General features: G+C 69.5%; 20 protein-coding genes. 15 read left to right on the top strand and 5 right to left on the bottom strand.

Features of this window, described 5'->3' with window-relative positions; genetic code table 11:
* Window positions 1-6: 6 nt before the first annotated feature.
* From ADL03_RS10700 to ADL03_RS10635, 14 genes are all read left to right on the top strand, one after another.
* Window positions 7-558 carry an NADH-quinone oxidoreductase subunit B family protein gene (locus tag ADL03_RS10700; RefSeq protein ID WP_053733219.1) on the top strand — a complete coding sequence of 184 codons (552 nt, stop codon included), beginning with the start codon at window positions 7-9 and terminating at the stop codon, window positions 556-558.
* On the top strand, window positions 555-1,307 hold the full coding sequence (locus ADL03_RS10695) for an NADH-quinone oxidoreductase subunit C (protein WP_053733218.1): 753 nt from the start codon (window positions 555-557) through the stop codon (window positions 1,305-1,307). Before ADL03_RS10700 ends, ADL03_RS10695 begins: the two co-directional genes overlap by 4 nt.
* Window positions 1,304-2,701 carry an NADH-quinone oxidoreductase subunit D gene (locus tag ADL03_RS10690; RefSeq protein ID WP_053733217.1) on the top strand — a complete coding sequence of 466 codons (1,398 nt, stop codon included), beginning with the start codon at window positions 1,304-1,306 and terminating at the stop codon, window positions 2,699-2,701. The genes ADL03_RS10695 and ADL03_RS10690 overlap by 4 nt, the downstream gene beginning before the upstream one ends.
* On the top strand, window positions 2,698-3,417 hold the full coding sequence (gene nuoE / locus ADL03_RS10685; protein WP_053733216.1) for an NADH-quinone oxidoreductase subunit NuoE: 720 nt from the start codon (window positions 2,698-2,700) through the stop codon (window positions 3,415-3,417). The genes ADL03_RS10690 and nuoE overlap by 4 nt, the downstream gene beginning before the upstream one ends.
* Window positions 3,418-3,425: 8 nt before the next feature.
* Window positions 3,426-4,706, top strand: a complete 1,281-nt coding sequence (nuoF, locus tag ADL03_RS10680; protein WP_053733215.1) for an NADH-quinone oxidoreductase subunit NuoF — start codon at window positions 3,426-3,428, stop codon at window positions 4,704-4,706.
* Window positions 4,703-7,168 carry an NADH-quinone oxidoreductase subunit G gene (locus ADL03_RS10675; protein WP_053733214.1) on the top strand — a complete coding sequence of 822 codons (2,466 nt, stop codon included), beginning with the start codon at window positions 4,703-4,705 and terminating at the stop codon, window positions 7,166-7,168. The genes nuoF and ADL03_RS10675 overlap by 4 nt, the downstream gene beginning before the upstream one ends.
* Complete coding sequence (gene nuoH, locus ADL03_RS10670; protein WP_053733213.1) at window positions 7,165-8,499, top strand: NADH-quinone oxidoreductase subunit NuoH; 1,335 nt, start codon at window positions 7,165-7,167, stop codon at window positions 8,497-8,499. Before ADL03_RS10675 ends, nuoH begins: the two co-directional genes overlap by 4 nt.
* Before the next feature lie 2 nt (window positions 8,500-8,501).
* On the top strand, window positions 8,502-9,032 hold the full coding sequence (gene nuoI / locus ADL03_RS10665) for an NADH-quinone oxidoreductase subunit NuoI (RefSeq protein WP_053733212.1): 531 nt from the start codon (window positions 8,502-8,504) through the stop codon (window positions 9,030-9,032).
* Window positions 9,029-9,880, top strand: a complete 852-nt coding sequence (locus ADL03_RS10660; RefSeq protein WP_231641738.1) for an NADH-quinone oxidoreductase subunit J — start codon at window positions 9,029-9,031, stop codon at window positions 9,878-9,880. Before nuoI ends, ADL03_RS10660 begins: the two co-directional genes overlap by 4 nt.
* Window positions 9,877-10,176, top strand: coding sequence for an NADH-quinone oxidoreductase subunit NuoK (gene nuoK, locus ADL03_RS10655; protein ID WP_030473209.1), 300 nt, complete (start codon window positions 9,877-9,879; stop codon window positions 10,174-10,176). Before ADL03_RS10660 ends, nuoK begins: the two co-directional genes overlap by 4 nt.
* A 10-nt stretch (window positions 10,177-10,186) precedes the next feature.
* Entirely contained in the window at window positions 10,187-12,124 is a 1,938-nt protein-coding gene (nuoL, locus tag ADL03_RS10650) for an NADH-quinone oxidoreductase subunit L (protein WP_053733211.1), read from the top strand.
* Complete coding sequence (locus tag ADL03_RS10645) at window positions 12,121-13,689, top strand: NADH-quinone oxidoreductase subunit M (RefSeq protein ID WP_053733210.1); 1,569 nt, start codon at window positions 12,121-12,123, stop codon at window positions 13,687-13,689. The genes nuoL and ADL03_RS10645 overlap by 4 nt, the downstream gene beginning before the upstream one ends.
* Window position 13,690: 1 nt before the next feature.
* Window positions 13,691-15,271 carry an NADH-quinone oxidoreductase subunit NuoN gene (gene nuoN / locus ADL03_RS10640; protein ID WP_053733209.1) on the top strand — a complete coding sequence of 527 codons (1,581 nt, stop codon included), beginning with the start codon at window positions 13,691-13,693 and terminating at the stop codon, window positions 15,269-15,271.
* A 67-nt stretch (window positions 15,272-15,338) separates the two neighbouring features.
* The gene (locus ADL03_RS10635) at window positions 15,339-16,292 is read left to right on the top strand and encodes a polyprenyl synthetase family protein (protein ID WP_369808965.1); all 954 of its coding nucleotides are present in this window, start codon (window positions 15,339-15,341) and stop codon (window positions 16,290-16,292) included.
* Between the two features lie 37 nt (window positions 16,293-16,329).
* On the opposite strand, the gene rarD is transcribed toward ADL03_RS10635, so the two are convergent.
* Window positions 16,330-17,286: an EamA family transporter RarD gene (gene rarD, locus ADL03_RS10630; RefSeq protein ID WP_082373029.1), complete on the bottom strand. Its 957-nt coding sequence runs from the start codon at window positions 17,284-17,286 to the stop codon at window positions 16,330-16,332.
* 144 nt (window positions 17,287-17,430) lie between these two features.
* Here rarD and ADL03_RS10625 point away from each other — a divergent pair, with 144 nt between their 5' ends.
* Window positions 17,431-19,809 (top strand): hypothetical protein, encoded by a 2,379-nt coding sequence (locus tag ADL03_RS10625; RefSeq protein WP_053733207.1) that lies wholly within the window; start codon window positions 17,431-17,433, stop codon window positions 19,807-19,809.
* A 58-nt stretch (window positions 19,810-19,867) separates the two neighbouring features.
* On the opposite strand, the gene ADL03_RS10620 is transcribed toward ADL03_RS10625, so the two are convergent.
* The 4 genes from ADL03_RS10620 to ADL03_RS10605 all read right to left on the bottom strand — a co-directional run bounded on the left by ADL03_RS10620 (window position 19,868) and on the right by ADL03_RS10605 (window position 24,165).
* Window positions 19,868-20,920 carry a 2-oxoacid:ferredoxin oxidoreductase subunit beta gene (locus ADL03_RS10620; RefSeq protein WP_053733206.1) on the bottom strand — a complete coding sequence of 351 codons (1,053 nt, stop codon included), beginning with the start codon at window positions 20,918-20,920 and terminating at the stop codon, window positions 19,868-19,870.
* Complete coding sequence (locus ADL03_RS10615; RefSeq protein ID WP_053733205.1) at window positions 20,917-22,755, bottom strand: 2-oxoacid:acceptor oxidoreductase subunit alpha; 1,839 nt, start codon at window positions 22,753-22,755, stop codon at window positions 20,917-20,919. Before ADL03_RS10615 ends, ADL03_RS10620 begins: the two co-directional genes overlap by 4 nt.
* A gap of 210 nt (window positions 22,756-22,965) precedes the next feature.
* Complete coding sequence (locus ADL03_RS10610) at window positions 22,966-23,706, bottom strand: enoyl-CoA hydratase (RefSeq protein WP_053733204.1); 741 nt, start codon at window positions 23,704-23,706, stop codon at window positions 22,966-22,968.
* 9 nt (window positions 23,707-23,715) lie between these two features.
* Window positions 23,716-24,165, bottom strand: coding sequence for an Lrp/AsnC family transcriptional regulator (locus ADL03_RS10605; RefSeq protein ID WP_197288242.1), 450 nt, complete (start codon window positions 24,163-24,165; stop codon window positions 23,716-23,718).
* Between the last annotated feature and the right edge of the window lie 53 nt (window positions 24,166-24,218).

Raw genomic sequence — 24,218 nt, 5'->3', positions numbered from 1 at the left:
GAAGTCATGGGTCTCGAGGAGAAGCTCCCGAACGGCATCCTGCTGGCCAGCGTGGAGAAGCTGGTCAACTGGACCCGCAAGTCCTCGCTCTGGCCTGCCACCTTCGGCCTGGCCTGCTGCGCCATCGAGATGATGACGACGGGTGGTCCGCGCTACGACCTCGCCCGCTTCGGCATGGAGGTCTTCCGGGCGTCACCGCGCCAGGCGGACCTGATGATCGTCGCGGGTCGTGTCACCAACAAGATGGCGCCGGTGCTGCGGCAGATCTACGACCAGATGCCCGAGCCGCGCTGGGTGCTGGCCATGGGCGTGTGCGCCAGCAGTGGCGGCATGTTCAACAACTACGCGGTGGTGCAGGGCGTCGACCACGTCGTGCCCGTCGACATGTACCTGCCGGGCTGCCCGCCGCGGCCGGAGATGCTGATGGACGCGATCCTCAAGATCCACGCCAAGATCATGGACGAGCCGCTGAACGCCGTGCGCGCCAAGGCTCTCGCCGACTCGGGCTACCGCACCGACCTCATCCCGTCGTCCGAGCGCTTTGCGAGGAAGAAGTGACCGAGCCAGGGGGAGAGCACTCCAGCGTCAACAACAGCGCGGGAGCGGACCTCGAGAAGACCAACGGCGACGAGGCGAAGGCCAAGGCGCCGATCCTCGCCGGCAAGGAGCGCAGGGGCCTGTTCGGCGTCACCGGCTCCGGTGACACGTCCGGTTTCGGCGGCCTGCGCCTGCCCGCCCACGTGGCCGCTCCGTCCGAGCGCCCGTACGGCGGCTGGTTCGACGAGGTCGCCGACGAGCTGTTCGCCGCGATCAGCGACAAGGGCCTGCCCGCCGACACGGTGCAGCAGGTGAGCGTCGACCGCGGCGAGATCACCTTCTACCTCCGGCCGGAGACGCTGCTGGAGGTAGCGCGGATCTGCCGCGACAGCCCGGCGCTGCGCTTCGAGCTGTGCAGCTCGGTCTCGGGCGTCGACTACGGCGCCGACGTGCCGCAGCGGCTGCACTCGGTCACGCACCTGACGTCGATGACCTACCGCCGGCGCATCCGGCTCGAGGTCGCCGTCGACGTGGACCACCCGCACGTGCCGAGCCTCGTCGAGGTCTACCCGACGGCGGACTGGCAGGAGCGCGAGACCTGGGACATGTTCGGGATCATCTACGACGGTCACCCCGGACTGACCCGAATCCTCATGCCGGACGACTGGGACGGCCACCCGCAGCGCAAGGACTACCCGCTGGGCGGCATTCCGGTCGAGTACAAGGGCGCGGAGATTCCTCCGCCGGACCAGAGGCGGTCGTACTCATGACCGAGCGGCTTTCCGACTTCACCACGGGGACCAACACCAGCGCGACCGGCAGCGACAGCTCCGACGACGTCGACACCAGCCCGAACACCCCGGAGATCGCCGACTCCCGGAAAACCACCGAGGGCACCGTCTACACGGTGACCGGCGGCGACTGGGACGAGGTGCTCGCGGACGCGGTGCACGACGAGCGCATCGTCATGAACCTCGGCCCGCAGCACCCGTCGACGCACGGCGTGCTGCGCCTGGTGCTGGAGCTCGAGGGCGAGACGGTCACCCACGCCCGCAGCGTGATCGGCTACCTGCACACCGGCATCGAGAAGAACCTCGAGTACCGCAACTGGGTGCAGGGCGTCACCTTCATCACGCGCACGGACTACCTGGCGCCGCTGCACCACGAGGCCGCGTACTGCATGGCCGTCGAGAAGCTGCTCGGCGTCACCGTGCCGGACAAGGCGCAGGCGATCCGCGTCATGCTGATGGAGCTCAACCGGATCAGCTCGCACCTCGTCGCGCTCGCCACCGGCGGCATGGAGCTCGGAGCGCTGACCGGCATGACCTCCGGCTTCCGCGAGCGCGAGGAGGTCCTGCACCTGCTGGAGTTCCTGACCGGCCTGCGGATGAACCACGCGTTCATCCGTCCCGGCGGCCTCGCGCAGGACCTGCCCGACGGCGCTGTCGAGAAGATCCGCGACTTCATCAAGCTGATGAACAAGCGCCTTCCCGACTACGACAAGCTGCTCACCGGCCAGCCGATCTGGCGCAACCGCCTCGCGAACGTGGGCTACCTGCCCGTCGACGCGTGCCTCGCGCTCGGCATCACCGGCCCGATCCTGCGGTCCGCGGGCCTCGCCTGGGACCTGCGCAAGATCGAGCCGTACAGCGGCTACGAGAACTACACGTTCGACGTGCCGGTCTCGGACCAGGCGGACTGCTTCGCGCGGTACCTGCTGCGGCTGGAGGAGATGCACCAGTCGCTCAAGATCATCAAGCAGGTCGTCGACACGCTGCCGACCGGCCCGGTGATGGTCGAGGACGCGAAGATCGCCTGGCCCGCGCAGCTCACGATCGGCAGCGACGGCATGGGCAACTCGCTCGAGCACGTCCGCAAGATCATGGGCCAGTCCATGGAGTCCCTGATCCACCACTTCAAGCTGGTGACCGAGGGCTTCAAGGTGCCGGCCGGCCAGGTGTACGTGCCGGTCGAGTCGCCGCGCGGCGAGCTCGGCTACCACGTGGTCTCCGACGGCGGCACCCGCCCGATGCGCGTGCACCTGCGCGAGCCCAGCTTCGTGAACCTCCAGTCGATGCCCGCGATGTGCGAGGGCGGCATGGTCGCCGACGTGATCGCGTCCGTCGCCTCGATCGACCCGGTGATGGGTGGTTGCGACCGATGACTCAAGCTCCCGAAAGCGTCGTCTTCGACCAGACGACCGCGGACCGCGCGCAGGCGATCATCGCCCGCTACCCGCAGGCCCGCAGCGCCCTGCTGCCGATGCTGCACCTGGTGCAGTCGGTCGAGGGCTACGTCTCCCAGGACGGCATCCGGTTCTGCGCCGGGCAGCTCGACCTGAGCGAGGCCGAGGTCAGCGCGGTCGCGACGTTCTACACGATGTACAAGCGCCGTCCCTGCGGTGAGCACCTGGTCAGCGTGTGCACGAACACGCTGTGCGCGGCGCTGGGCGGCGACGCCATCTACAAGACCCTCAAGGACCACCTGGGCGTGGGCCACGAGGAGACCGCGGGCGAGCCGGGCACGCCGGGCTCGATCACCCTGGAGCACGCCGAGTGCCTCGCCGCGTGCGACCTCGGTCCCGTCCTGCAGGTGAACTACGAGTTCTACGACAACCAGACGCCCGAGAAGGCGCTGGGACTCGTGCAGGCGTTGCAGTCGGGGGAGAAGCCCGCCCCGACGCGCGGCGCGCCGCTCACCGACTTCAAGCAGGCCGAGCTCCAGCTCGCCGGGTTCTTCGAGGGGCGCGACGCCGACCTCGACGGCCCGTCGGCGGCCGCGGAGACGTTGCGCGGCGCCAAGATCGCCCAGGAACGCGGCTGGGACGCGCCGGAGATGCCGTCCAACGCCGAGTTCCCCGCCCTGCCGGAAAAGAAGTAGGGACGAAAATGGTTGACCCGCTGACTCCCGTTCTCACCAAGCGCTGGACCGAGCCGAAGTCCTGGACGATCGACACCTACGAGCGCACCGGCGGCTACACCGCCCTGCCCAAGGCGCTCAAGGCCCACCCGGACCAGCTCATCCAGCAGTGCAAGGACTCCGGACTGCGCGGCCGCGGCGGCGCGGGGTTCCCCACCGGCATGAAGTGGGGCTTCATCCCGCAGGGCGACGGCAAGCCGCACTACCTCGTCATCAACGCCGACGAGGGCGAGCCGGGCACCTGCAAGGACATCCCGCTGATGATGGCGGACCCGCACTCGCTGATCGAGGGCGTGATCATCACGTCGTACGCGATCCGCGCGAACTTCGCGGCGATCTACGTCCGCGGCGAGGTCCTGCACTGCATCCGCCGCCTCAACGCGGCCGTGCGCGAGGCGTACGCCAAGGGCTACCTGGGCAAGGACATCCTGGGCAGCGGGTTCGACCTGGACCTGGTGGTCCACGCCGGCGCCGGCGCGTACATCTGCGGCGAGGAGACCGCGCTGCTCGACTCGCTGGAGGGCCGCCGAGGCCAGCCGCGGCTCAAGCCGCCGTTCCCCGCCACCTCCGGTCTCTACGCCTCGCCCACCGTGGTGAACAACGTCGAGACCATCGCGTCGGTTCCCTTCATCGTCAACGGTGGCGCCGACTGGTTCCGCGCGATGGGCCGCGACCGCTCGCCCGGTCCGAAGATCTACTCGCTGTCCGGGCACGTCACGAACCCCGGCCAGTACGAGGCGCCGATGGGCACCACGCTGCGCCAGCTGCTGGAGATGGCCGGCGGCATGAAGGACGGCATCCCGCTGAAGTTCTGGACGCCGGGTGGCTCGTCCACGCCGCTGTTCACCGCGGAGCACCTCGACGTGCCGCTGGACTTCGAGGGCGCCGCCGAGGCCGGTTCGATGCTCGGCACGACCGCGTTGCAGATCTTCAACGAGACCGTGTCCGTGCCGTGGGCCGTCATGAAGTGGACGGAGTTCTACAAGCACGAGTCGTGCGGCAAGTGCACGCCGTGCCGCGAGGGCACGTACTGGCTCGTGCAGATCCTGCAGCGGATGGTGGCGGGCAACGGCACGGCGAGCGACATCGACACGTTGCTCGACGTCTGCGACAACATCCTCGGCCGCTCGTTCTGCGCGCTCGGTGACGGCGCGGTCAGCCCGATCACCAGTGGCATCAAGTACTTCAAGGACGAGTTCCTCGCCCTGTGCGACCAGAACTCTCGCGTCCTGGCTGGAGCGAACGCATGACCATCGCGCCTGACAAGCCCAACGCAACCGAGCTCGTCGTGCCCGAGGGTCACGTCAAGCTCGTCATCGACGGCGTCGAGGTCGTGGCGCCCAAGGGCGAGCTGCTGATCCGCACGGCCGAACGCCTCGGCACGGTCATCCCGCGCTTCTGCGACCACCCGCTGCTGGAGCCCGCGGGCGCCTGCCGCCAGTGCCTCGTCGAGGTCGAGATGGGCGGCCGGCCGATGCCGAAGCCGCAGGCCTCCTGCACGATGACGGTCGCGGACGGCATGGTCGTGAAGACCCAGCTGACCTCGCCGGTCGCGGACAAGGCCCAGCAGGGTGTGATGGAGCTGCTGCTCATCAACCACCCGCTGGACTGCCCGATCTGCGACAAGGGCGGTGAGTGCCCGCTGCAGAACCAGGCGATCGCCCACGGCCGCAGCGACTCCCGCTTCCACGAGCACAAGCGGACGTTCCCGAAGCCGATCAGCATCTCCACGCAGGTGCTGCTCGACCGGGAGCGGTGCGTGCTGTGCCAGCGCTGCACCCGGTTCTCCGCGCAGATCGCCGGTGACCCGTTCATCGAGCTGCTGGAGCGCGGCGCGCTGCAGCAGATCGGGACGGCACCGGAGAAGCCGTTCCAGTCGTACTTCTCCGGCAACACCATCCAGATCTGCCCGGTCGGCGCGCTCACCAGCGCCGCCTACCGGTTCCGCGCCCGCCCGTTCGACCTCGTGTCGACGCCGAGCATCTGCGAGCACTGCTCGTCGGGCTGCGCCGAGCGCACCGACTGGCGGCGCGGCAAGGTGCAGCGCAAGCTCGCCGGCGACGACCCGCAGGTCAACGAGGAGTGGATCTGCGACAAGGGCCGGTTCGCGTTCCGCTACGCCACGGCCGATGACCGCATCACGCGGCCGATGGTCCGCGACGCCGAGACCGGTGAGCTGCGCGAGTCCTCGTGGACCGAGGCGCTGCAGGTCGCGGCGGCGGGGCTGGCCGCGGCACGGGACGCGAACGGCGTCGGCGTGCTGACCGGTGGCCGGCTGACCGTCGAGGACGCCTACGCGTACTCGAAGTTCGCCCGCATCGCGTTGCGCACCAACGACATCGACTTCCGCGCCCGGCCGCACAGTGCCGAGGAGCTGGAGTTCCTGTCCGGCACGACGGTGTTCACCAACCCGGACAACGGCGTCACCTTCCAGGGCATCGAGTCCGCGCCGGCCGCGTTGCTGGTCGCGTTCGAGCCCGAGGAGGAGGCCCCGATCGTCTTCCTGCGGCTGCGCAAGGCCGCGCGCAGGGGCACGACGAAGGTCTTCCACCTCGGCCAGTTCACGACGCCGGCGGTGGAGAAGACGTTCGGCACGCTGCTCGCGTGCGTGCCCGGTGCCGAGGCGAACGCGCTGAACGCGTTGCCGGACCACGCCTCCGACGTGGTCGAGCTGCTCTCCAAGCCCGGTGCGGTGATCCTCGTCGGCGAGCGCGCCGCCGAGATCCCCGGCGCGTTCACCGCGGTCGCGAAGCTGGCCGAGCGGACCGGCGCGCGGGTCGCGTGGATCCCCCGCCGGGCCGGTGAGCGCGGCGCGCTCGCGGTCGGCGCCGTGCCGAACCTGCTGCCCGGTGGCCGTCACGTCACCAGCGCGGCCGCGCGCACCGAGGTCGAGCGGACCTGGGGCGTCGGGGAGGGCTCGCTGCCCGCGACGCCCGGCCGCGACACCACCGGGATCCTCACCGCCGCCGCGAACGGCGAGCTGTCCGGCCTGGTGGTCGGCGGCGTCGACCCGTTCGACCTGCCGGACCCCGTGCTGGCCGAGGCGGCGTTGGTGGCAGCCGGTTTCGTCGTGAGCCTGGAGCTGCGGCCGAGCGCGGTCACCGCGCACGCCGACGTCGTGCTCCCGATCGCACCGGCGGTCGAGAAGTCCGGCACCTACCTCAACTGGGAGGGCCGCCGCCGCGAGTTTGGCACGACCCTGGAGGGCACCGGCGCGCTGTCGGACTGCCGCGTGCTCGACACCCTCGCGGTGGAGATGGACGCGGACCTGTTCACGCAGACCCCGGCCGCCGCTGCCGCCGACCTGGCCCGCCTGGGCGAGGGCGCGTCGAGCGGTTCCTCGCTCAACGTCGCCGCGCCGCTGCAGAGCCCGGCCGGCCCCGGCAAGGCCGTGCTCGCCACCTGGCACCGCCTGATCGGCAACGGCTCGCTGCAGGTCGACGAGCCGCACCTGGCCGGCACCGCCCGTCCCGTCGTGGCGAAGGTCGCCGAGACCACCGCGCAGCAGTTCGGGCTGACCCCCGGCGGCCACGTCACGGTCTCCACCGACCGCGGCGCGATCACGCTGCCGGTCGAGACCGACGACCTGCCCGAGGGCGTCATCTGGCTGCCCACCAACTCGGGTGACGTGACCGTCCGGGCCACGCTCGGCGCGGGCCACGGCTCGATCGTCTCCGTCAGCGGCGGGCCTTCTTTTGGGGTGAAGTCATGACGCAGCACTACTTCGCGGCGGAGCTCGGTGACACCGGCAAGCTCCTCGCGGACGACCCGATCTGGCTGGTGCTGGTCAAGGTCGTCGGGATCTTCGCCTTCCTCGTGGTCATGACCCTGTTCATGATCAACTGGGAGCGCAAGGTCGTCGCGCGGATGCAGCACCGCCCCGGTCCCAACCGGGTCGGCCCGAACGGCTGGCTGCAGTCGCTCGCGGACGGTCTGAAGCTCGCGTTCAAGGAGGACATCCGCCCGGTCCTCGCGGACAAGTGGGTGTTCTTCCTCGCCCCGGTGATCTCGTGCATCCCCGCGTTCCTCGCGTTCTCGGTGATCCCGCTCGCCGGCGAGGTCAACATGTTCGGCCAGCAGACCGCGCTGCAGCTCGTCGACCTCCCGGTCGGCGTGCTGGTGGTGCTGGCCTGCTCCTCGCTCGGCGTCTACGGCATCGTGCTGTCCGGCTGGGCCTCCGGCTCGCCGTACCCGCTGCTCGGTGCGCTGCGCTCGGCCGCGCAGGTGATCTCCTACGAGATCGCGATGGGCCTGTCGATCGTCGCGGTGATCATGTTCACCGGCTCGATGTCGACCGGTGACATCGTGAACGCGCAGGCCAGCACGATCCTCGGCACCCCGATCCCGGGCTGGTTCGGCATCCTGCTGTTCCCGAGCTTCGTGATCTACGTGGTGTCGATGGTCGGCGAGACCAACCGCGCGCCGTTCGACCTCCCCGAGGCCGAGTCCGAGCTGGTCGGTGGCTTCCACACCGAGTACAGCTCGCTGAAGTTCGCGCTGTTCTTCCTCGCCGAGTACGTGAACATGGTGACCGTCTCGGCGCTGGCGACCACGCTCTTCCTCGGCGGCTACCGCGCGCCGTGGTCCGGTGAGTTCATGAACACCGGCTGGTGGGGCCTGCTGTGGTTCATCGTCAAGACGCTGTTCTTCCTGTTCATCTTCATCTGGCTGCGCGGCACGCTGCCCCGCCTGCGCTACGACCAGTTCATGAAGCTCGGCTGGAAGGTCCTGGTCCCGACCAGCCTCGTCTGGATCCTGGCCGTCGCGGTCATCCGCACCGGTGCGCTCAAGGAGCTCTCCACCGGCCAGAAACTGGTGGCACTCGGCGTCTTCGTCGGTGTCGTGCTGCTGATCTCGTTCCTGCTGCCCGACAAGAAGCAGCAGGCCAAGGGCGGCGTTCCGCTCGCGGGCTCCGGCTTCCCGCTGCCGCCGCTCGACCTGCAGGTCCCCAAGTCCGCGCCCAAGCGCAAGGTCAAGGTCGCCACTCTTCCCAAGGACACGGAAGCCCTGGCCGCCGCTCCCACCGCGAAGGAGGCGGAGTAGGCATGTTCGAGTCCATCAAGGGCTTCGGAGTCACCTTCGGCACCATGTTCAAGAAGGTGGTGACGGAGGAGTACCCCGAGGTCAAGAAGGTGACCGCGCCGCGGTTCCACGGCCGCCACCAGCTCAACCGGCACCCGGACGGGCTGGAGAAGTGCGTCGGCTGCGAGCTGTGCGCGTGGGCCTGCCCCGCGGACGCGATCTTCGTCGAGGGTGGCGACAACACCGAGGAAGCGCGCTACTCGCCCGGTGAGCGCTTCGGTGCCGACTACCAGATCAACTACCTGCGGTGCATCGGCTGCGGCCTGTGCATCGAGGCGTGCCCGACCCGTTCGCTCACGATGACGAACGAGTTCGAGCTCGCCGACGACAACCGCCAGGACCTGATCTTCACGAAGGAGGACCTGCTCGCCCCGCTGCTGCCCGGCATGGAGCAACCGCCGCACCCGATGCGGCTCGGCGACAACGAGCAGGACTACTACGTGAACGGCCCGCAGCTCGCCAGGGTGGCCCAGGAGAAGGGTGACCAGCAGTGAGCCTCGTCCTCCAGTTCCTGGCGCAGCAGCCGGAGCCGGTGCAGCGCGCGGTCGACGTGATGAGCACCGGCGAGAAGGTCGCGTTCTGGGTGCTCGGCCCGCTCGCACTGGCCGGCGCGCTCGGCATGCTGTTCTCGCGCAACGCGGTGCACTCCGCGCTGTGGCTGGTGCTGACCATGCTGAACCTCGGCGTGCTCTACATGGTCCAGCAGGCGCCGTTCCTCGGCTTCGTGCAGATCATCGTCTACACCGGCGCGATCATGATGCTGTTCCTGTTCGTGCTGATGATGGTCGGCCGCGACAGCTCCGACTCGGTCGTCGAGGTGATCAGGGGACAACGCCTCGCGGCCGCGTTCCTCGGCATCGGCTTCGCGGTCCTGCTGGTCAGCTCGATCGCCCGGTCGCTGACCGCGGTGACGCCGGTGGGTCTCGCCGAGGCGAACACCACCAACGGCGGCAACGTCGGCAACATCGGCCAGAAGCTCTTCACCGACTACCTGTTCCCGTTCGAGCTGACCTCCGCGCTGCTGATCACCGCCGCCATCGGCGCGATGATCCTCGCGTTCGTCGGCCGCGACGGGAGGCCCGCCCGCAAGACGCAGCGGGAGCTCGTCGAGGAGCGCTTCCAGGACGGCAAGCGGGTCGGGTCCATCCCCGGCCCCGGTGTCTTCGCCACCGCCAACTCGGTGGCCACGCCCGCACTGCTGCCCGACGGCAGCGTCTCGGAGGAGTCCCTCTTCGAGGTCATCGAGGCGACCGACAGGTCCGTGCTGTCGGACGACGTCGCCGAGGTCGCGGGCACCGGTCACCAGCCGGACTCGCACGCGCTCAAGGGAAGTGAGTCGTGACTCCGACGTACTACCTGCTCCTGTCGGCACTGCTGTTCAGCATCGGCGCCGTCGGCGTCCTGGTGCGGCGCAACGCCATCGTCGTGTTCATGTGCGTGGAGCTGATGCTCAACGCGGTCAACCTGAGCCTGGTGACGTTCGCGCGGATCAACGGCTCGCTCGACGGTCAGGTGATGGCGTTCTTCGTGATGGTCGTCGCCGCGGCGGAGGTCGTGGTCGGCCTCGCGATCATCATGTCCATCTTCCGGACGCGTCGCTCGGCCTCGGTCGACGACTCGAACCTGCTGAAGTACTGAGGGGTCACCGGTGACGGAACCTGTTGTCGCCAGCGGGGTCGCGAGCTTCGCCTGGTTGCTGTTGGCGCTGCCCGCGTTCGGCGCGGCGGTGCTGTTGGTCGGTGGCAAGCGCACCGACAGGTGGGGCCACCTGCTCGGGTGCGCCACGCTGCTGGCGTCGTTCGGCTACGGCCTCGCGCTGTTCTTCTCGACGGTCGGCATCGCCAACCCCGAGGAGCGGGTGCAGAACCTGCACCTCTGGGACTGGGTGGACATCAACGCCCTGACCGTCGAGTTCGGACTGCGGCTCGACCCGCTGTCGCTCACGTTCGTGCTGCTGATCACGGGTGTCGGCTCGCTGATCCACATCTACTCGGTCGGCTACATGGCGCACGAGGAGGGCAGGCGGAAGTTCTTCGCCTACCTGAACCTCTTCGTGTCGGCGATGCTCCTGCTGGTGCTGGGCAACGGTTTCGTGACCCTGTACTTCGGCTGGGAGGGCGTCGGTCTCGCCTCGTACCTGCTGATCGGCTGGTACCAGTACAAGCCGGAAGCGGCATCGGCGGCCAAGAAGGCCTTCCTGATGAACCGCGTCGGTGACCTGGGCCTGGCCATCGCGATCTTCCTGATGTTCAACCGCCTCGGGACCACGCAGTACACCGAGGTCTTCAGCCGGGTGGGCGAGTTCAGCGGCGCGGAGGTCCTCGCGATCACGCTCCTGCTGCTGCTCGGTGCCTGCGGCAAGTCGGGCCAGTTCCCGCTGCAGGCCTGGTTGCCCGACGCCATGGCCGGCCCGACCCCGGTGTCCGCCCTGATCCACGCGGCGACGATGGTCACCGCGGGCGTGTACCTGATCGCCCGCTCGAACCCGCTCTACAACCTGAGCGCGGACGGCCGCCTGGTCGTGATGATCATCGGTGGCGTCACGCTGCTGATCGGTTGCATCATCGGTTGCGCCTACGACGACTTCAAGAAGGTCCTGGCGTACTCGACGGTCTCGCAGATCGGCTACATGATCCTCGCGGTGGGCCTCGGCCCGATCGGCTACGCGCTGGGCATCATGCACCTGCTGACGCACGGCTTCTTCAAGGCCGGGCTCTTCCTCGGTGCCGGTTCGGTCATGCACGGCATGAACGACGAGGGCAACATCCGCCGGATGGGCGGGCTCTACAGGTTCCTGCCGATCACCTTCGTCACGTGGACGCTCGGCTACCTCGCGCTGATCGGCATCCCGCCGTTCGCGGGCTACTTCTCGAAGGACGCCATCATCGCGGCGGCGTTCGGCGCGGAGGGCTGGCGCGGGTACGTCTTCGGCGGTGTCGCACTGCTCGGTGCCGCGCTGACCGCGTTCTACATGACCCGCCTGCTGATCCTCGTCTTCCTGGGCAAGCCCCGCTGGAAGGAACTGAAGTCCGAGGACGGCCGCGAGTACCACCCGCACGAGTCGCCGCTGTCGATGACCATCCCGATGATCGTCCTCGCGGTCGGTTCGGTCGCGGGCGGCTGGTTCCTCTCCTCCGGCGGACGGCTCGCCGGCTGGCTGGAGCCCTCGCTGGGTGAGCTGGAGGAGTCGCACGGCGTCCTGTCGCACGGCCTGGTCGGCATCCTGACCGTCGTGCTGTCGCTCGCCGGCGCCGGTCTCGCGTTCCTGCTCTTCGGCCGCCGCGCGCAGCCGGTCGAGCGGCCGGCGCGGGTGTCGTTCCCGGTCCGCGCGGCCCGCAACGACCTGTACGGCAACGCTCTCAACGAGGCGCTGTTCGCGCGGCCGGGCACCTGGCTCACCCGCGCGCTGGTGTACCTCGACCTGAAGGGCGTCGACGGCGTCGTCAACGGCACCGCGGCGTTGCTGGGCGGCAGCTCCGGCCGGCTGCGCAGGCTGCAGACCGGGTTCGTCCGCTCCTACGCACTGTCCATGCTCCTGGGCTCGATCGTGGTTCTCGGGGCTCTGCTGATGGTGAGGTTCTCGTGAACTGGGTCCTGATCGCGCTGCTGGTCGTGCCGCTCGTCGGCGCGCTGGTGGTGACGTTCCTGCGCAAGGACGACACGAAAGCCAAGCTCGTCGCGCTCGCTTTCTCGGTCGTCGAGCTCGTGCTGGCGGTCCTGCTGTGGACGGCTTACGACCCGGACGGCCAGCGCATCCAGCTCGCGTCCGGCGTCACGTGGATCGAGTCGTTCGGCGTCCGGCTGTCGTTCGGCATCGACGGCATCGCGCTGGTGATGATCGCGGTGATCGCGCTGCTGATCCCGCTGGTGATCGGTGCCGGGTGGACCGAACGGCTGCCGGAGGGCCGGTCGCAGGGCGGGTACCTCGCGCTGATCCTGGTGCAGGAGGCCGTGACGGTCGCGGTGTTCGCCGCCACCGACGTCTTCCTGTTCTACGTGCTGTTCGAGGTCATGCTGATCCCGATGTACTTCCTGATCGGCGGCTACGGCGGCGCGCGCAGGCAGTACGCGGCGGTCAAGTTCTTCCTGTACTCGTTCCTCGGCGGCCTGATCATGCTGGCCTCCGCGATCGGCGCCTACGCCATGGCGTCGGACGAGCTGGGCAAGGGCACGTTCGACTGGGCCACGCTCGTGACGGTCGTGCGCGACGCCGACCCGACGACGCAGACCTGGCTGTTCCTCGGCTTCTTCCTGGCGTTCGCGATCAAGGCGCCGCTGGTGCCGTTCCACACCTGGCTGCCCGACGCGGCCGCCGAGGCGCCCATCGGCGTCACGGTGATCGTCGTCGGCATCCTGGACAAGGTCGGCACGTTCGGCATGCTGCGCTACCTGCTGCCGATGTTCCCGACGGCGTCGAAGAACCTGGCGCCGTACATCCTGGTGCTCGCCGTGGCCGGTGTCCTCTACGGATCGCTGCTCGCCACGGGCCAGCGGGACATGAAGCGGTTCCTCGCGTACGTCTCGATCGCGCACTTCGGCTTCATCGCGCTCGGCATCTTCGCGTTCACGTCGCAGGCCGGCGTGGGCTCGGTGTCGTACATGCTGAACCACTCGATCTCGACCGGCATGCTGATCCTGGTGGTCGGCATGATCATCGCGCGCGGTGGTTCGTCGCTGATCTCGGACTACGGCGGCATGTCGAAGGTGGCGCCGGTGCTCGCGGGCATGCTGCTCATCTCGGGTCTGACCACGCTGTCGCTGCCGGGCACGAACTCGTTCGTCTCGGAGTTCCTGGTGCTGATCGGCTCGTTCCCGACGCAGCCGGTCTACACGATCCTCGCGACGGTCGGCATGGTGCTCGCGGCGCTCTACGTGCTGTGGCTCTACCAGCGGATGATGACCGGCCCGCTGCGCGGCGACGCGCTCGTGGGTGCCGCTGCCGGTCCGGGCGCCGTCGGCGACCCGGAGAAGAAGACGGCCATCGGCGACCTGAACAAGCGCGAGATCGCTGTTCTGGCCCCGCTCGTCGTCATCGTGCTGGCCCTCGGGTTCTACCCGCAGCCGGTGCTCGACGTCATCACCCCGACTGTCGGGGCGACGCTGACCGAGGTCGGCGTCACCGACCCGGTCTCCGTGCAGGAAGGCAAGTGACGTGAACCTCCTGTTCGCACAGGCGCAGCAGATCCAGGCGCCGGAGATCGACTACCACGCCGTCGCGCCGGTGCTGATCGTGCTCGGCGCGGCCTGTGTCAGCGTGCTGCTCGAAGCGTTGCTGCCCAAGCACCAGCGGTGGGCGGTGCAGCTCGTGCTGTCGCTGCTCACGCTGGTCGGCGCCACCGGTGCGCTGATCTCCTACGCGGCCTCGGACGACCACCCGGCCGCCGGCGTCGCGACGCTGGCGGGCGCGGTCGCCGTCGACCCGCCGTCGCTCTTCCTCTGGGCCACGCTGCTGGTGCTGGCGTTCGGCAGCCTGCTGCTGATCGCGGACCGCTCGGTGGAGCCCGGCGGCGTGTTCGTGGGGCAGGCCGCGATCCGTCCCGGCACCGTCCAGGACCGCGCGCAGGCGTCGAAGACCGGCATGCAGACCGAGGTCTTCCCGCTCATGCTGTTCGCGCTCGGCGGCATGATGACGTTCGTCGCCTCGAACGACCTGCTGACGATGTTCATCGCGCTGGAGGTCATGTCGCTGCCGCTGTACCTGCTGTGCGGCCTGGCCCGCCGGCGCCGCCTGCTCTCGCAGGAGGCAGCGGTGAAGTACTTCCTGCTCGGTGCGTTCGCGTCGGCGTTCTTCCTCTACGGCATCGCGCTGCTGTACGGCTTCGCCGGTTCGGTGAAGCTCTCGGCGATCGCGTCCGCCGCGGCCGGCACGGACCGCTCGGACACGCTGCTGTTCGCGGGCTTCGGTCTGCTGGTGGTGGGTCTGCTGTTCAAGGCGGCGGTCGGCCCGTTCCACGCGTGGACCCCGGACGTGTACCAGGGTGCGCCGACGCCGGTGACGGCTTTCATGGCGGCGTGCACCAAGGTCGCCGCGTTCGGCGGCATCCTGCGCGTGCTCACCGTGGCGTTCCAGAACACCCAGTGGGAGTGGCGCGGCGTGCTGTACGGCGTCGCGGTCGTGTCGATGGTGATCGGCGCTGTGCTCGGCCTCACGCAGACCGACGTGAAGCGCATGATCGCGTACTCCTCGGTGGCGCACGCGGGCTTCCTGCTGATCGGCTCGATCGCGCTGACGCCGGAGGGCGACGCGCCCGGTGTGAGCGCGACGATGTTCTACCTGCTGGTCTACGGCTTCACGACGATCGCGGCGTTCGGCATCGTCTCGCTGGTCCGCAACTCCGACGGCGAGGCGACACACCTGTCGCAGTGGGCGGGTCTCGCGAAGCGGTCGCCGATGGTCGCGGGCGTGTTCACGTTCCTGCTGCTGGCGCTGGCCGGCATCCCGCTGACGTCCGGCTTCATCGGCAAGTTCGTCGTGTTCAGCGCGGCGATCGAGGCCGGCCTGACGCCGCTCGTGGTGATCGCCCTGGTGGCCTCGGCCATCGCGGCGTTCTTCTACCTGCGGGTGATCGTGCTGATGTACTTCAGCGAGCCCGCGCCGGACGGCCCGACCGTCACGGTGCCGGGAGCGTTCACCACCGTCGCGATCACGCTGGGTGCGGCGGTCACGCTGGTGCTCGGTCTCTGGCCCACGTTGGTGCTCGATTGGGCGGGTACCGGCACCTTCCTCAGCTAGGTGTACGTAGTCTGCTGTTGTGACCAGTAGCGAGCATGAGGGACCGGGGTTCGCGTTGGTGGACCCCGTGCTCACTGAGGTAGTCCAGAACGGCTTGGCCGACGTGGAGAGCATGCTGCACGACGTCGTGCAGAACGACTTCCACGCGGTCACGGAAACCTCGCTTCACCTTGTGGAAGCGGGCGGGAAGCGGATCCGCCCGCTCTTCACACTGCTGGCCTCCCAGTTCGGCGCGGAGTGGGACCGCGACAAGGTCGTCAAGGCCGCCGCTGTGGTCGAGCTCACGCACCTCGCGACGCTCTACCACGACGACGTCATGGACGAGGCGACCACGCGGCGTGGCGCGGTGTCCGCGAACGCCAAGTGGGACAACAGCATCGCGATCCTGACCGGCGACTACCTGTTCGCCCACGCCTCCCGCCTGACCGCCGACCTGGGCACGGACGCGGCGCGGATCATCGCGGAGACGTTCTCGGTCCTGGTGACCGGCCAGATGCGCGAGACCGTCGGGCCGAAGCCCGGCGAGGACCCGGTCGCCCACTACCTGCAGGTGATCGAGGAGAAGACCGGTGTGCTCATCGCCACCGCGGCCCGCTTCGGCGGCATGTTCTCCGACGCGACCGAGGAGCAGACCGACGCCCTGCGCCGGTACGCCGAGGTGATCGGGGCGGCGTTCCAGATCGCCGACGACGTCATCGACATCGCCTCCCCGTCGGTCGAGTCCGGCAAGACGCCGGGCACCGACCTGCGCGAGGGCGTGCGGACGTTGCCGATGCTCTACGCGCTGGCCGACCCGGCCGAGACGCGGCTGGCCGAGCTGCTGGCCGGGCCGATCACCGAGGACGCGCTGGTCGACGAGGCGTTGACGTTGCTGCGCAAGTCCTCCGGCATGGACCGCGCCCGCGAGACGCTCGACGAGTACGCCGACCGGGCCCGCACGGAGCTGGGCAAGCTGCCGCCGTGCGCCGCCCGCGACGCCCTCGAAGAGCTCGCCACCTACGTGGTCGCCCGCACGCACTGATCCCTCGTCCCGCAGGGGCCCCGCGTTCCCCTGAGGGTCACGCGGGGGCCCCGTGTTCCCTTCGAGCGGGCTGCTCGACCGGCGCGAGCACGTGCTTGCGCCGGTTCCGCACGGCGTCGGCGGTGAAGATCGCGAGCGCCACCCACACCAGCAGGAACCCGGCCCAGCGGCTGGGCGGCATGGGCTCGTGCACCACGAACACGCCCCACGCGAACTGCAGGATCGGCGCCAGGTACTGCAGCATCCCCATGGTCGTCAGCGGGATCAGCTGCGCGCCCAGGCCGAACAGCAGCAGCGGGATCACCGTGACGATGCCGGTGCTCAGCAGCAGCAGGGTGTGGCCGGTGCCCGCGGTGGTGAACGTGTTCGCGCTGCCGAGCGTGAGCAGGTAGACCAGCGCGATCGGGGCGATGACCGCGCTCTCCGCCGCGAGGCTGGACGTGGCGTCGAGCGGCACCTTCTTCTTGAGCAGGCCGTAGACGCCGAACGAGCAGGCCAGCACCAGCGAGATCATCGGCAGCTCGCCGTAGTCGACGGTGAGCACGACCACCGCGGCCACGACCACGCCGAGGGCCACGAACTGCGCCGGCCGCAGCCGTTCCTTCAGGAACACCATGCCGAGGACCACGCTGACCAGCGGCGTGATGAAGTAGCCGAGCGCCGACTCCACGACGTGCTGGGTGTTGACGGCGTAGATGTAGGTGCCCCAGTTGACCGTGATGAGCACGGCGGCGGCGCTGACGATCAGCCAGCCCTTCCAGGACAGCTCGATCAGCGGCCGCCACTTGCGGAGCACTGCGAGCAGCAGGCCCATCGTGACGCACGACCAGACGATGCGGTGCGCCAGCACCTCGACCGGCGCCGCGGGCACCAGGAGTGGCCAGTACGCCGGGAACAGGCCCCACAGGACGTAGGCGGCTGCTCCGTAGGTGAGCCCGCGCCCCTGGGTGTGAACTTCTGCCGAACTGAGACCGGAACTCGTCAGGGGAGGCACGAAACCTCACTCTACGCTGCGGTTTCTGGCCCTTATTTGCGCTGAACGGCGTAGTGACGGAGCATCTTCGACGGCACTGTAGTTTGACTACGCTCACCCTTCCGAGTGAGTGGGTCGGCGCGTGGTCTTAGAAGGGGCTTACCCGTGAATGTCTTCGGGCAGGTCTGGTTGTGGAGTCTGCTGTCGTTCGTCGCGGGGGCGCTGCTCACGTGGCTGGTGATGGTCAGGCCCGCACGCAAGCAGGTCGCGGTACTCGAAGATCAACTTCTTGAGGCGCGCTCCCGTGACGTGCAACGGCCGGTCGTGGCGTCCTCCAGGGTCGACGACGTCGAGGTCGACGAGTGGGACAACCCGCCGCAGCGCTCGCTGACCGACGAGGTCATGGCGCTGCCGCCCGCACCCGCGCCGTACGCCGAGCCGCCCGCCTACTTCGGTGCGCCGGTGCCGGCGCCCGCCGTGGCCGAGGAGCCGGTCGCCGAACCGGAGCGCGAGCGCGAGCCGGAACCCGAGCCCGAACCGGAGCCGGAGCCCACTCCGGTCGCCGAGGAGCCGCGGGCCCCGCTGATGTCGCCGGAGGAGGCGCAGCGCCGGTTCGAGGAGCAGCTCGCCGAGCAGAAGGCCTACGCCGACGCCGAGGACGACCGCCCGCGGTCGCTGTTCGAGCGCCTCACCCCGGACGCCGACACCGCGCCGCCGGAGTCGCCGGCCGAGATGACGACCGTGCTGCCGCGGTCCGGCCTGGAGGCCGCCGATTTCGACGAGGAGCCGGAGCTCCCCGCTGAGCAGACCTCGTACGTGCCCACCTACGAACCGACCGCGGAGCCCGGCGCGCCCGTCGCCAAGCCCACCGCGGGCCCCGAGGTCGACGGTGTCCCCGACGACTTCATCTACCAGCCGCGCGAGGTCTGGGCCGAGCAGGAGCAGGAGGTCTTCCTCGACGAGGCCGCCGAGCAGGAGGACGAGCCCCAGCACACCCGCTCCGAGCAGACGACCTACATCGCCGTCGAGGAGAGCGCCTGGCCGGCCAACGACCTCACCGGTGAGTACCCCGGCCTGCGCGACGAGCTGTCGGGCCGCCTGGACTCCGCCGGACCCGAGTCGCCCGCCGAGCAGACCGGCATCCTCGGTGAGCCGATCGACCTCGACGCCCCGCACGTGCGCAACGGCGTCTTCACCGAGCCGCAGACGGACGCTGAGCCCGCCCACGCGCGCCATGGCGAGTCCGCGGACCGTCCCCACTCCCGCGCGCTGCGCGAGCCCCTGCCGACGTCTGAGGCGGCCGAGGAGGACCACTCCGAGGCCCCGCACGAGGACGTGACCGACGAGCCGGTCTACGCGGAGCCGACCTACACCGAACCGGCCTACGCCGAGCCCGAGCAGGAGCCCGCACACGGCCGGTCCGCGTTCGGTGCCCCCGTTCAGGACGAGCCGGTCTACGACGAGCACGCCTACGAGCCGGACAGCGAGCCCGCGGCCCACGCGGAGCCGGTCCGCCAGGCGCCCGTCCAGGACGAGCCCGCCGCGTACGCCGAGCCGGTCTACCAGGAGCCCGTTCGCCAGGCGCCCGCTCAGAGCGAGCCCGCCGCGTACGCCGAGCCGGTCTACCAGGAGCCCGTTCGCCAGACGCCCGCTCGGAACGAGCCGGCCGCCTACACCGAGCCCGTCTACCAGGAGCCGGTCCGGCAGTCCCCAGCGGCGTACTCCCAGCCGTTCTCCGACCCCGGCTCGGCCCCGGCCACGGCGTTCTCGGCGTTCGGCGACAACACCGACCCCGTCGACACGGCCGACAGCCGCGACCGCCAGGCCCGCGCCGTCGCCGCCGCGTTCGACCACGCCGCCGACACCCCGCAGGCCCCGCAGACCACACAGCCCCCGGCCCGCCGCGAACCGGCCGTCGAACGCCCGCGTTCGCTGTTCGAGCCGCTGCTGGACGCCGACGAGCCGCTGCCGCCCACCGGCCAGACCCGTTCGATCCCGGAGACGATCGACGACCAGCCGTTCGTGCCGAAGTTCGTGCCCTCCGACGAGCCCCTGCTCGCCGCCCCGCCCGAGCCGGAGCCCGAACCGGTCGAGTCGGACCTGCCGCAGCGCGTGACCGAGGCCGGCCTGCCGATCCGCGAGGCCCGCAAGACCACCAAGCAGCGCCAGCAGAGCTTCCCGGCGTTCCAGGCGTTCGAGGCCCCCAAGCAGGAGGCGCCGAAGCCGGCGCCCGCCCTGCCCGCACGCCCGCGCCCGGTCGGCTTCTCGCCCTCCACCGGCGGCCGCCCCAACGGCGCCGTCGGCCCCGGCTCGTCCCGGTTCCAGCAGCCGGAGGGCTTCAACCCGCGCTCGCCGTTCGGTCCCGGCTCGGTGCTGCCCAGGTCCGACGGCCACGCACCGGCCGAGGACTTCGCCGTGAAGGCCACGCTGACCGGCCGTCGCTACTACACGGAGAGCTCGGCGAACTTCGGCGAGACCCGTGCCGACGTGTGGTTCCGCACCGAGTCCGACGCCCAGAAGGCGGGCTTCCGGCCGGCACCCTGACCCGTAGCGCAGAAAGGCCCCCACCGCTTTCGGTGGGGGCCTTTCGCTTGGTCGCGGGTCAGCTGCCGACCACGGTCCAGGTGTCCTTGCCGTGCAGGATCTTGCTCAGGTCAGCGGGCTTGGCCTGCTTGGCGGCCGCCACCTGCGCCCGTGCACCGTCGTCGTACGTCGGACGGTCCGCACGCCGGAACACACCGGTCACCGTGTGCGTGAGGTCCTGCGTCGACAGCCGGGACAGCGCGAACGACAGGTTCAGGTCCGAGGCGTCGTGCACCACGATGTCCGAGGCGTCCACGTCGGCCGACTTCGCGACCGCCAGGCCGAAGCCCTCGCGCACCACGCAGTACTCGCCCTCGCGGCCGAACCGGATCGGCTCGCCGTCGACGACGTTGATGATCCGGCGCTGCGCCTCGTCGGCGTCCTTGAGCACGTCGAACGCGCCGTCGTTGAAGATCGGGCAGTTCTGGTAGATCTCCACGAGCGCGGAGCCGCGGTGCTCGGCGGCCTGGCGCAGCACCGACGTGAGGCCCGCCTTGTCCGAGTCGAGCGCCCGGCCCACGAAGGAGGCCTCCGCACCCAGCGCCAGCGACACCGGGTTGAACGGGTGGTCCAGCGAGCCGATCGGGGTCGACTTGGTGACCTTGCCCTCTTCCGAGGTCGGCGAGTACTGGCCCTTGGTGAGACCGTAGATCCGGTTGTTGAACAGCAGGATCTTGAGGTTCACGTTGCGGCGCAGCGTGTGGATCAGGTGGTTGCCGCCGATGGAGAGCGCGTCGCCGTCACCGGTCACCACCCACACCGACAGGTCCGGCCGTGCCACGGCAAGACCCGTGGCGATGGCCGGCGCACGGCCGTGGATGGAGTGCATGCCGTAGGTGTTCATGTAGTACGGGAAGCGGGACGAGCACCCGATGCCCGACACGAACACGATGTTCTCGCGCTTGAGACCCAGCGTCGGCAGGAACGACTGCATGGTGTTGAGCACGATGTAGTCGCCGCAGCCGGGGCACCAGCGGACTTCCTGGTCGGACTTGTAGTCCCTGGCCGTCTGCTTCTCGTCAGTCGTGGGAACTCCGGTCAGGCCCGGGATTCCGAGGTCGATCGCAGTCACGCCGACACCCCCTTGATCACGTCAGCGAGCACGTCCTGGAGCTCCTCCGCCTTGAAGGGCAGACCCTGCACCTTGGTGTAGGAAACCGCGTCCACCAGGTACCTGGCCCTCAACAACAACGCGAGCTGGCCCAGGTTCATTTCCGGGACGATCACCTTGTCGTACGACTTCAGCACCTGGCCCAGGTTCTTCGGGAACGGGTTGAGGTGGCGCAGGTGCGCGTGCGCGACCGGCAGGCCCAGCTTGCGGACCCGGCGCGCGGCCGCGCCGATCGGGCCGTAGGACGAACCCCAGCCCAGGACGAGCACGCGGGCCTCGCCGCTCGGGTCGTCCACCACGACGTCGGGGACCTCGATGCCGTCGATCTTCGCCTGGCGCAGGCGGACCATCCGGTCGTGGTTCTCCGGGTCGTAGGAGATGTTGCCGGTCACGTCCTGCTTCTCCAGCCCGCCGATGCGGTGCTGCAGGCCGGGCGTACCGGGCACGGCCCACGGGCGGGCCAGCGTCTCCGGGTCGCGCGAGTACGGCTGGAAGTTCTCCGGGTCGGTCGCGAACTCGACGGTGAGGTCGGGCAGCGAGTCGACGTCCGGGATCAGCCACGGCTCGGAACCGTTCGCGATCGCGCCGTCGGACAGGAACAGCACCGGCGTGCGGTACTTCAGCGCGATGCGGCAGGCGTCCATCACCGCGTCGAAGCAGTCGGACGGCGACTGCGGCGCGACGATCGGCACCGGCGACTCGCCGTTGCGGCCGAACATCGCCTGCAGCAGGTCGGCCTGCTCGGTCTTCGTCGGCAGACCGGTGGACGGGCCACCGCGCTGCACGTCGATCACCAGCAGCGGCAGCTCGGTCATCACGGCGAGGCCGATGGTCTCGGACTTCAGCGCGATGCCGGGGCCGGACGTCGACGTGACACCGAGCGCGCCGCCGTAGGACGCGCCGAGCGCGATGCCGATGCCGGCGATCTCGTCCTCGGCCTGCACGGTCGTGATGTCGAAGTTCTTGTGCTTCGACAGCTCGTGCAGGATGTCCGACGCCGGCGTGATCGGGTAGGTGCCGAGCACGACGGGCAGCTTGGAGCGCTGCGCCGCCGCGACGATGCCGTACGCGGTCGCCGTGTTGCCGGTGATCTGGCGGTAGGTACCGGTGTTCAGCTTCGCGGGCGCCACCTCGTAGGTGACGGCGAAGGCCTCGGTCGTCTCGCCGTAGTTCCAGCCCGCGCGGAACGCCAGGACGTTGGCCTCGGCGATGTCCGGCTTCTTCGCGAACTTCTCGCGCAGGAACCGTTCCGTGCCCTCGGTCGGCCGGTGGTACATCCAGGACAGCAGGCCGAGCGCGAACATGTTCTTCGCCCGTTCCGCGTCCTTCTTGCCCAGGCCGGTCTCCTCCAGGGCGCCGATGGTCAACGTGGCCATCGCGATCTTGTGGACCTGGAACCGCTCCAGCGAGGCGTCTTCGAGCGGGTTCGAGTCGTACCCGACCTTGGTCAGGTTCCGCTTGGTGAACTCGTCGGTGTTGACGATCAGGATGCCGCCGTCGGGAAGGTCGACGACGTTCGCCTTGAGCGCGGCCGGGTTCATCGCCACGAGCACGTCGGGGCGGTCGCCCGGCGTCAGGATGTCGTAGTCGGCGAAGTGCAGCTGGAACGACGACACACCGGGCAGGGTGCCCTGTGGTGCGCGGATCTCGGCGGGGAAGTTGGGCTGCGTGGCGAGGTCGTTCCCGAACGCCGCCGCTTCCGACGTGAACCGGTCTCCGGTGAGCTGCATGCCGTCACCGGAGTCGCCGGCGAAGCGGATCACAACGCGATCCAGCTTGCGGGTCTCAGTGCTCATTCCTACGCCGATACCTCTCTCCAAGGGTGGCTGTGCCCCACCGCGAGGGTAGTCGCCAGGACCGCCCGCGAGACGGGCCATGTACCACTAGGCGAGACAAAAAGTCCCATCTGCCGCACCGGGTCCTTCACCACACGGTAAGCACAGCACTACCAGCGGATACCCGAATGCGGCACACGTCACCCTCTTACCTGTTACTCAAGGTAACACTTACCGACCGCTGATCCGAGCCTTCATCGCGGCAAGCCTCGCAGCGAACTCTGGAGTGTCGATCGAAGCAACCTGTGGCCGCAGCTCCGTCTCGACGGCTTCCCCGTGGTCGTCGAGAACATCGGTCACCCGCATAGTGGCCTTGATGGTCCGGACGAGTTCCCCCGGAGCCTCCGCGGCCGCCTTCGCCAGCTCCTTCGCAGTCTGCACCGGATCTTCCGCCCTCGTGTAGGCCAAGCCGGTCCTGACCGCCTCGTCCGCGTCGAGGACCTGCCCGAACAACGTCATGGCCGTCGCCGTCTGCGGCCCCACCTTGCGCTGCAACATCCACGTCATCCCGCCGCCGGGGTGGATGCCGAGCTGGAGGAACCGCGCGTCGAACCGCGCCCGCGGTCCTGCCACCAGGACATCGCACGCGAGCGCGAGGTTGAGCCCGGCACCGACCGCGGCCCCGTTGACCGCGGCGATGGTGGGGATGCGCGCGTTCGCCACGGCGAGGAAACCGCGGTAGATCCGCTTGAGCCCCTCGTCGGCGGAGTTGCCGAGCTGGGTGAGGTCCGCACCCGCGCAGAACGCCGGCGGCGCCCCCGTGACGATCAGCGCGTTGGCGTGCCGCTCCGCCTCGGCGACCTTGTCCGCGAGCGCCTGGGAGAGATCGATCGTGAGCGCGTTGCGCCGTTCCGGGTCGTCGATCGTGATCACGGCGACGGAATCGTTGTGCTCCAGCAGAACCTCGGCCATGCCCGGACTCTAGGGCGCCGGCGGCCGGTCCAGCAGCCGGGACAGCACCACCGTCGACACCGTCCGGTCGATGATCTCCACGGCCCGCAGCCGCTCGAGCGCCGTCTCCAGGTGGTGGATGTCCGCGGCCCGCAGGTGCACGATCGCGTCCGCCGCCCCTGACACCGTGTAGGCGGCTCTGACCTCGGCCATCGGCTCCAGCCGGTGCTGGATGTCGTGCGGCGCCACGTTGCCCTTGCAGTGCACCTCCACGAACGCCTCGGTGCCCCACCCCAGCGCCTCCGGGTCCACCACCGCCGTGAAGCCCCGCAACACCCCGTTGTCCAGCAGTTTGTCCACCCGCCGCTTCACCGCGGGCGCGCTGAGACCGACCTCCTTGCCGATCTCCGCGTAGCTGGACCGTGCGTTCGCCATCAGGCACGAAATGATTCGCTGGTCGATGCTGTCCACACGCAACATTCTGCCCTAGTTTGCGCAATACTGCGGCGTTGTTCGACGGTCATCCCGCCCTT

It is taken from the genome of Nocardia sp. NRRL S-836 (assembly GCF_001279525.1).
Taxonomy (GTDB): domain Bacteria; phylum Actinomycetota; class Actinomycetes; order Mycobacteriales; family Pseudonocardiaceae; genus Lentzea.
The sequence above is the reverse complement of the archived record's forward strand: the minus strand, read 5'-3'. Positions and strand labels throughout refer to the sequence as shown.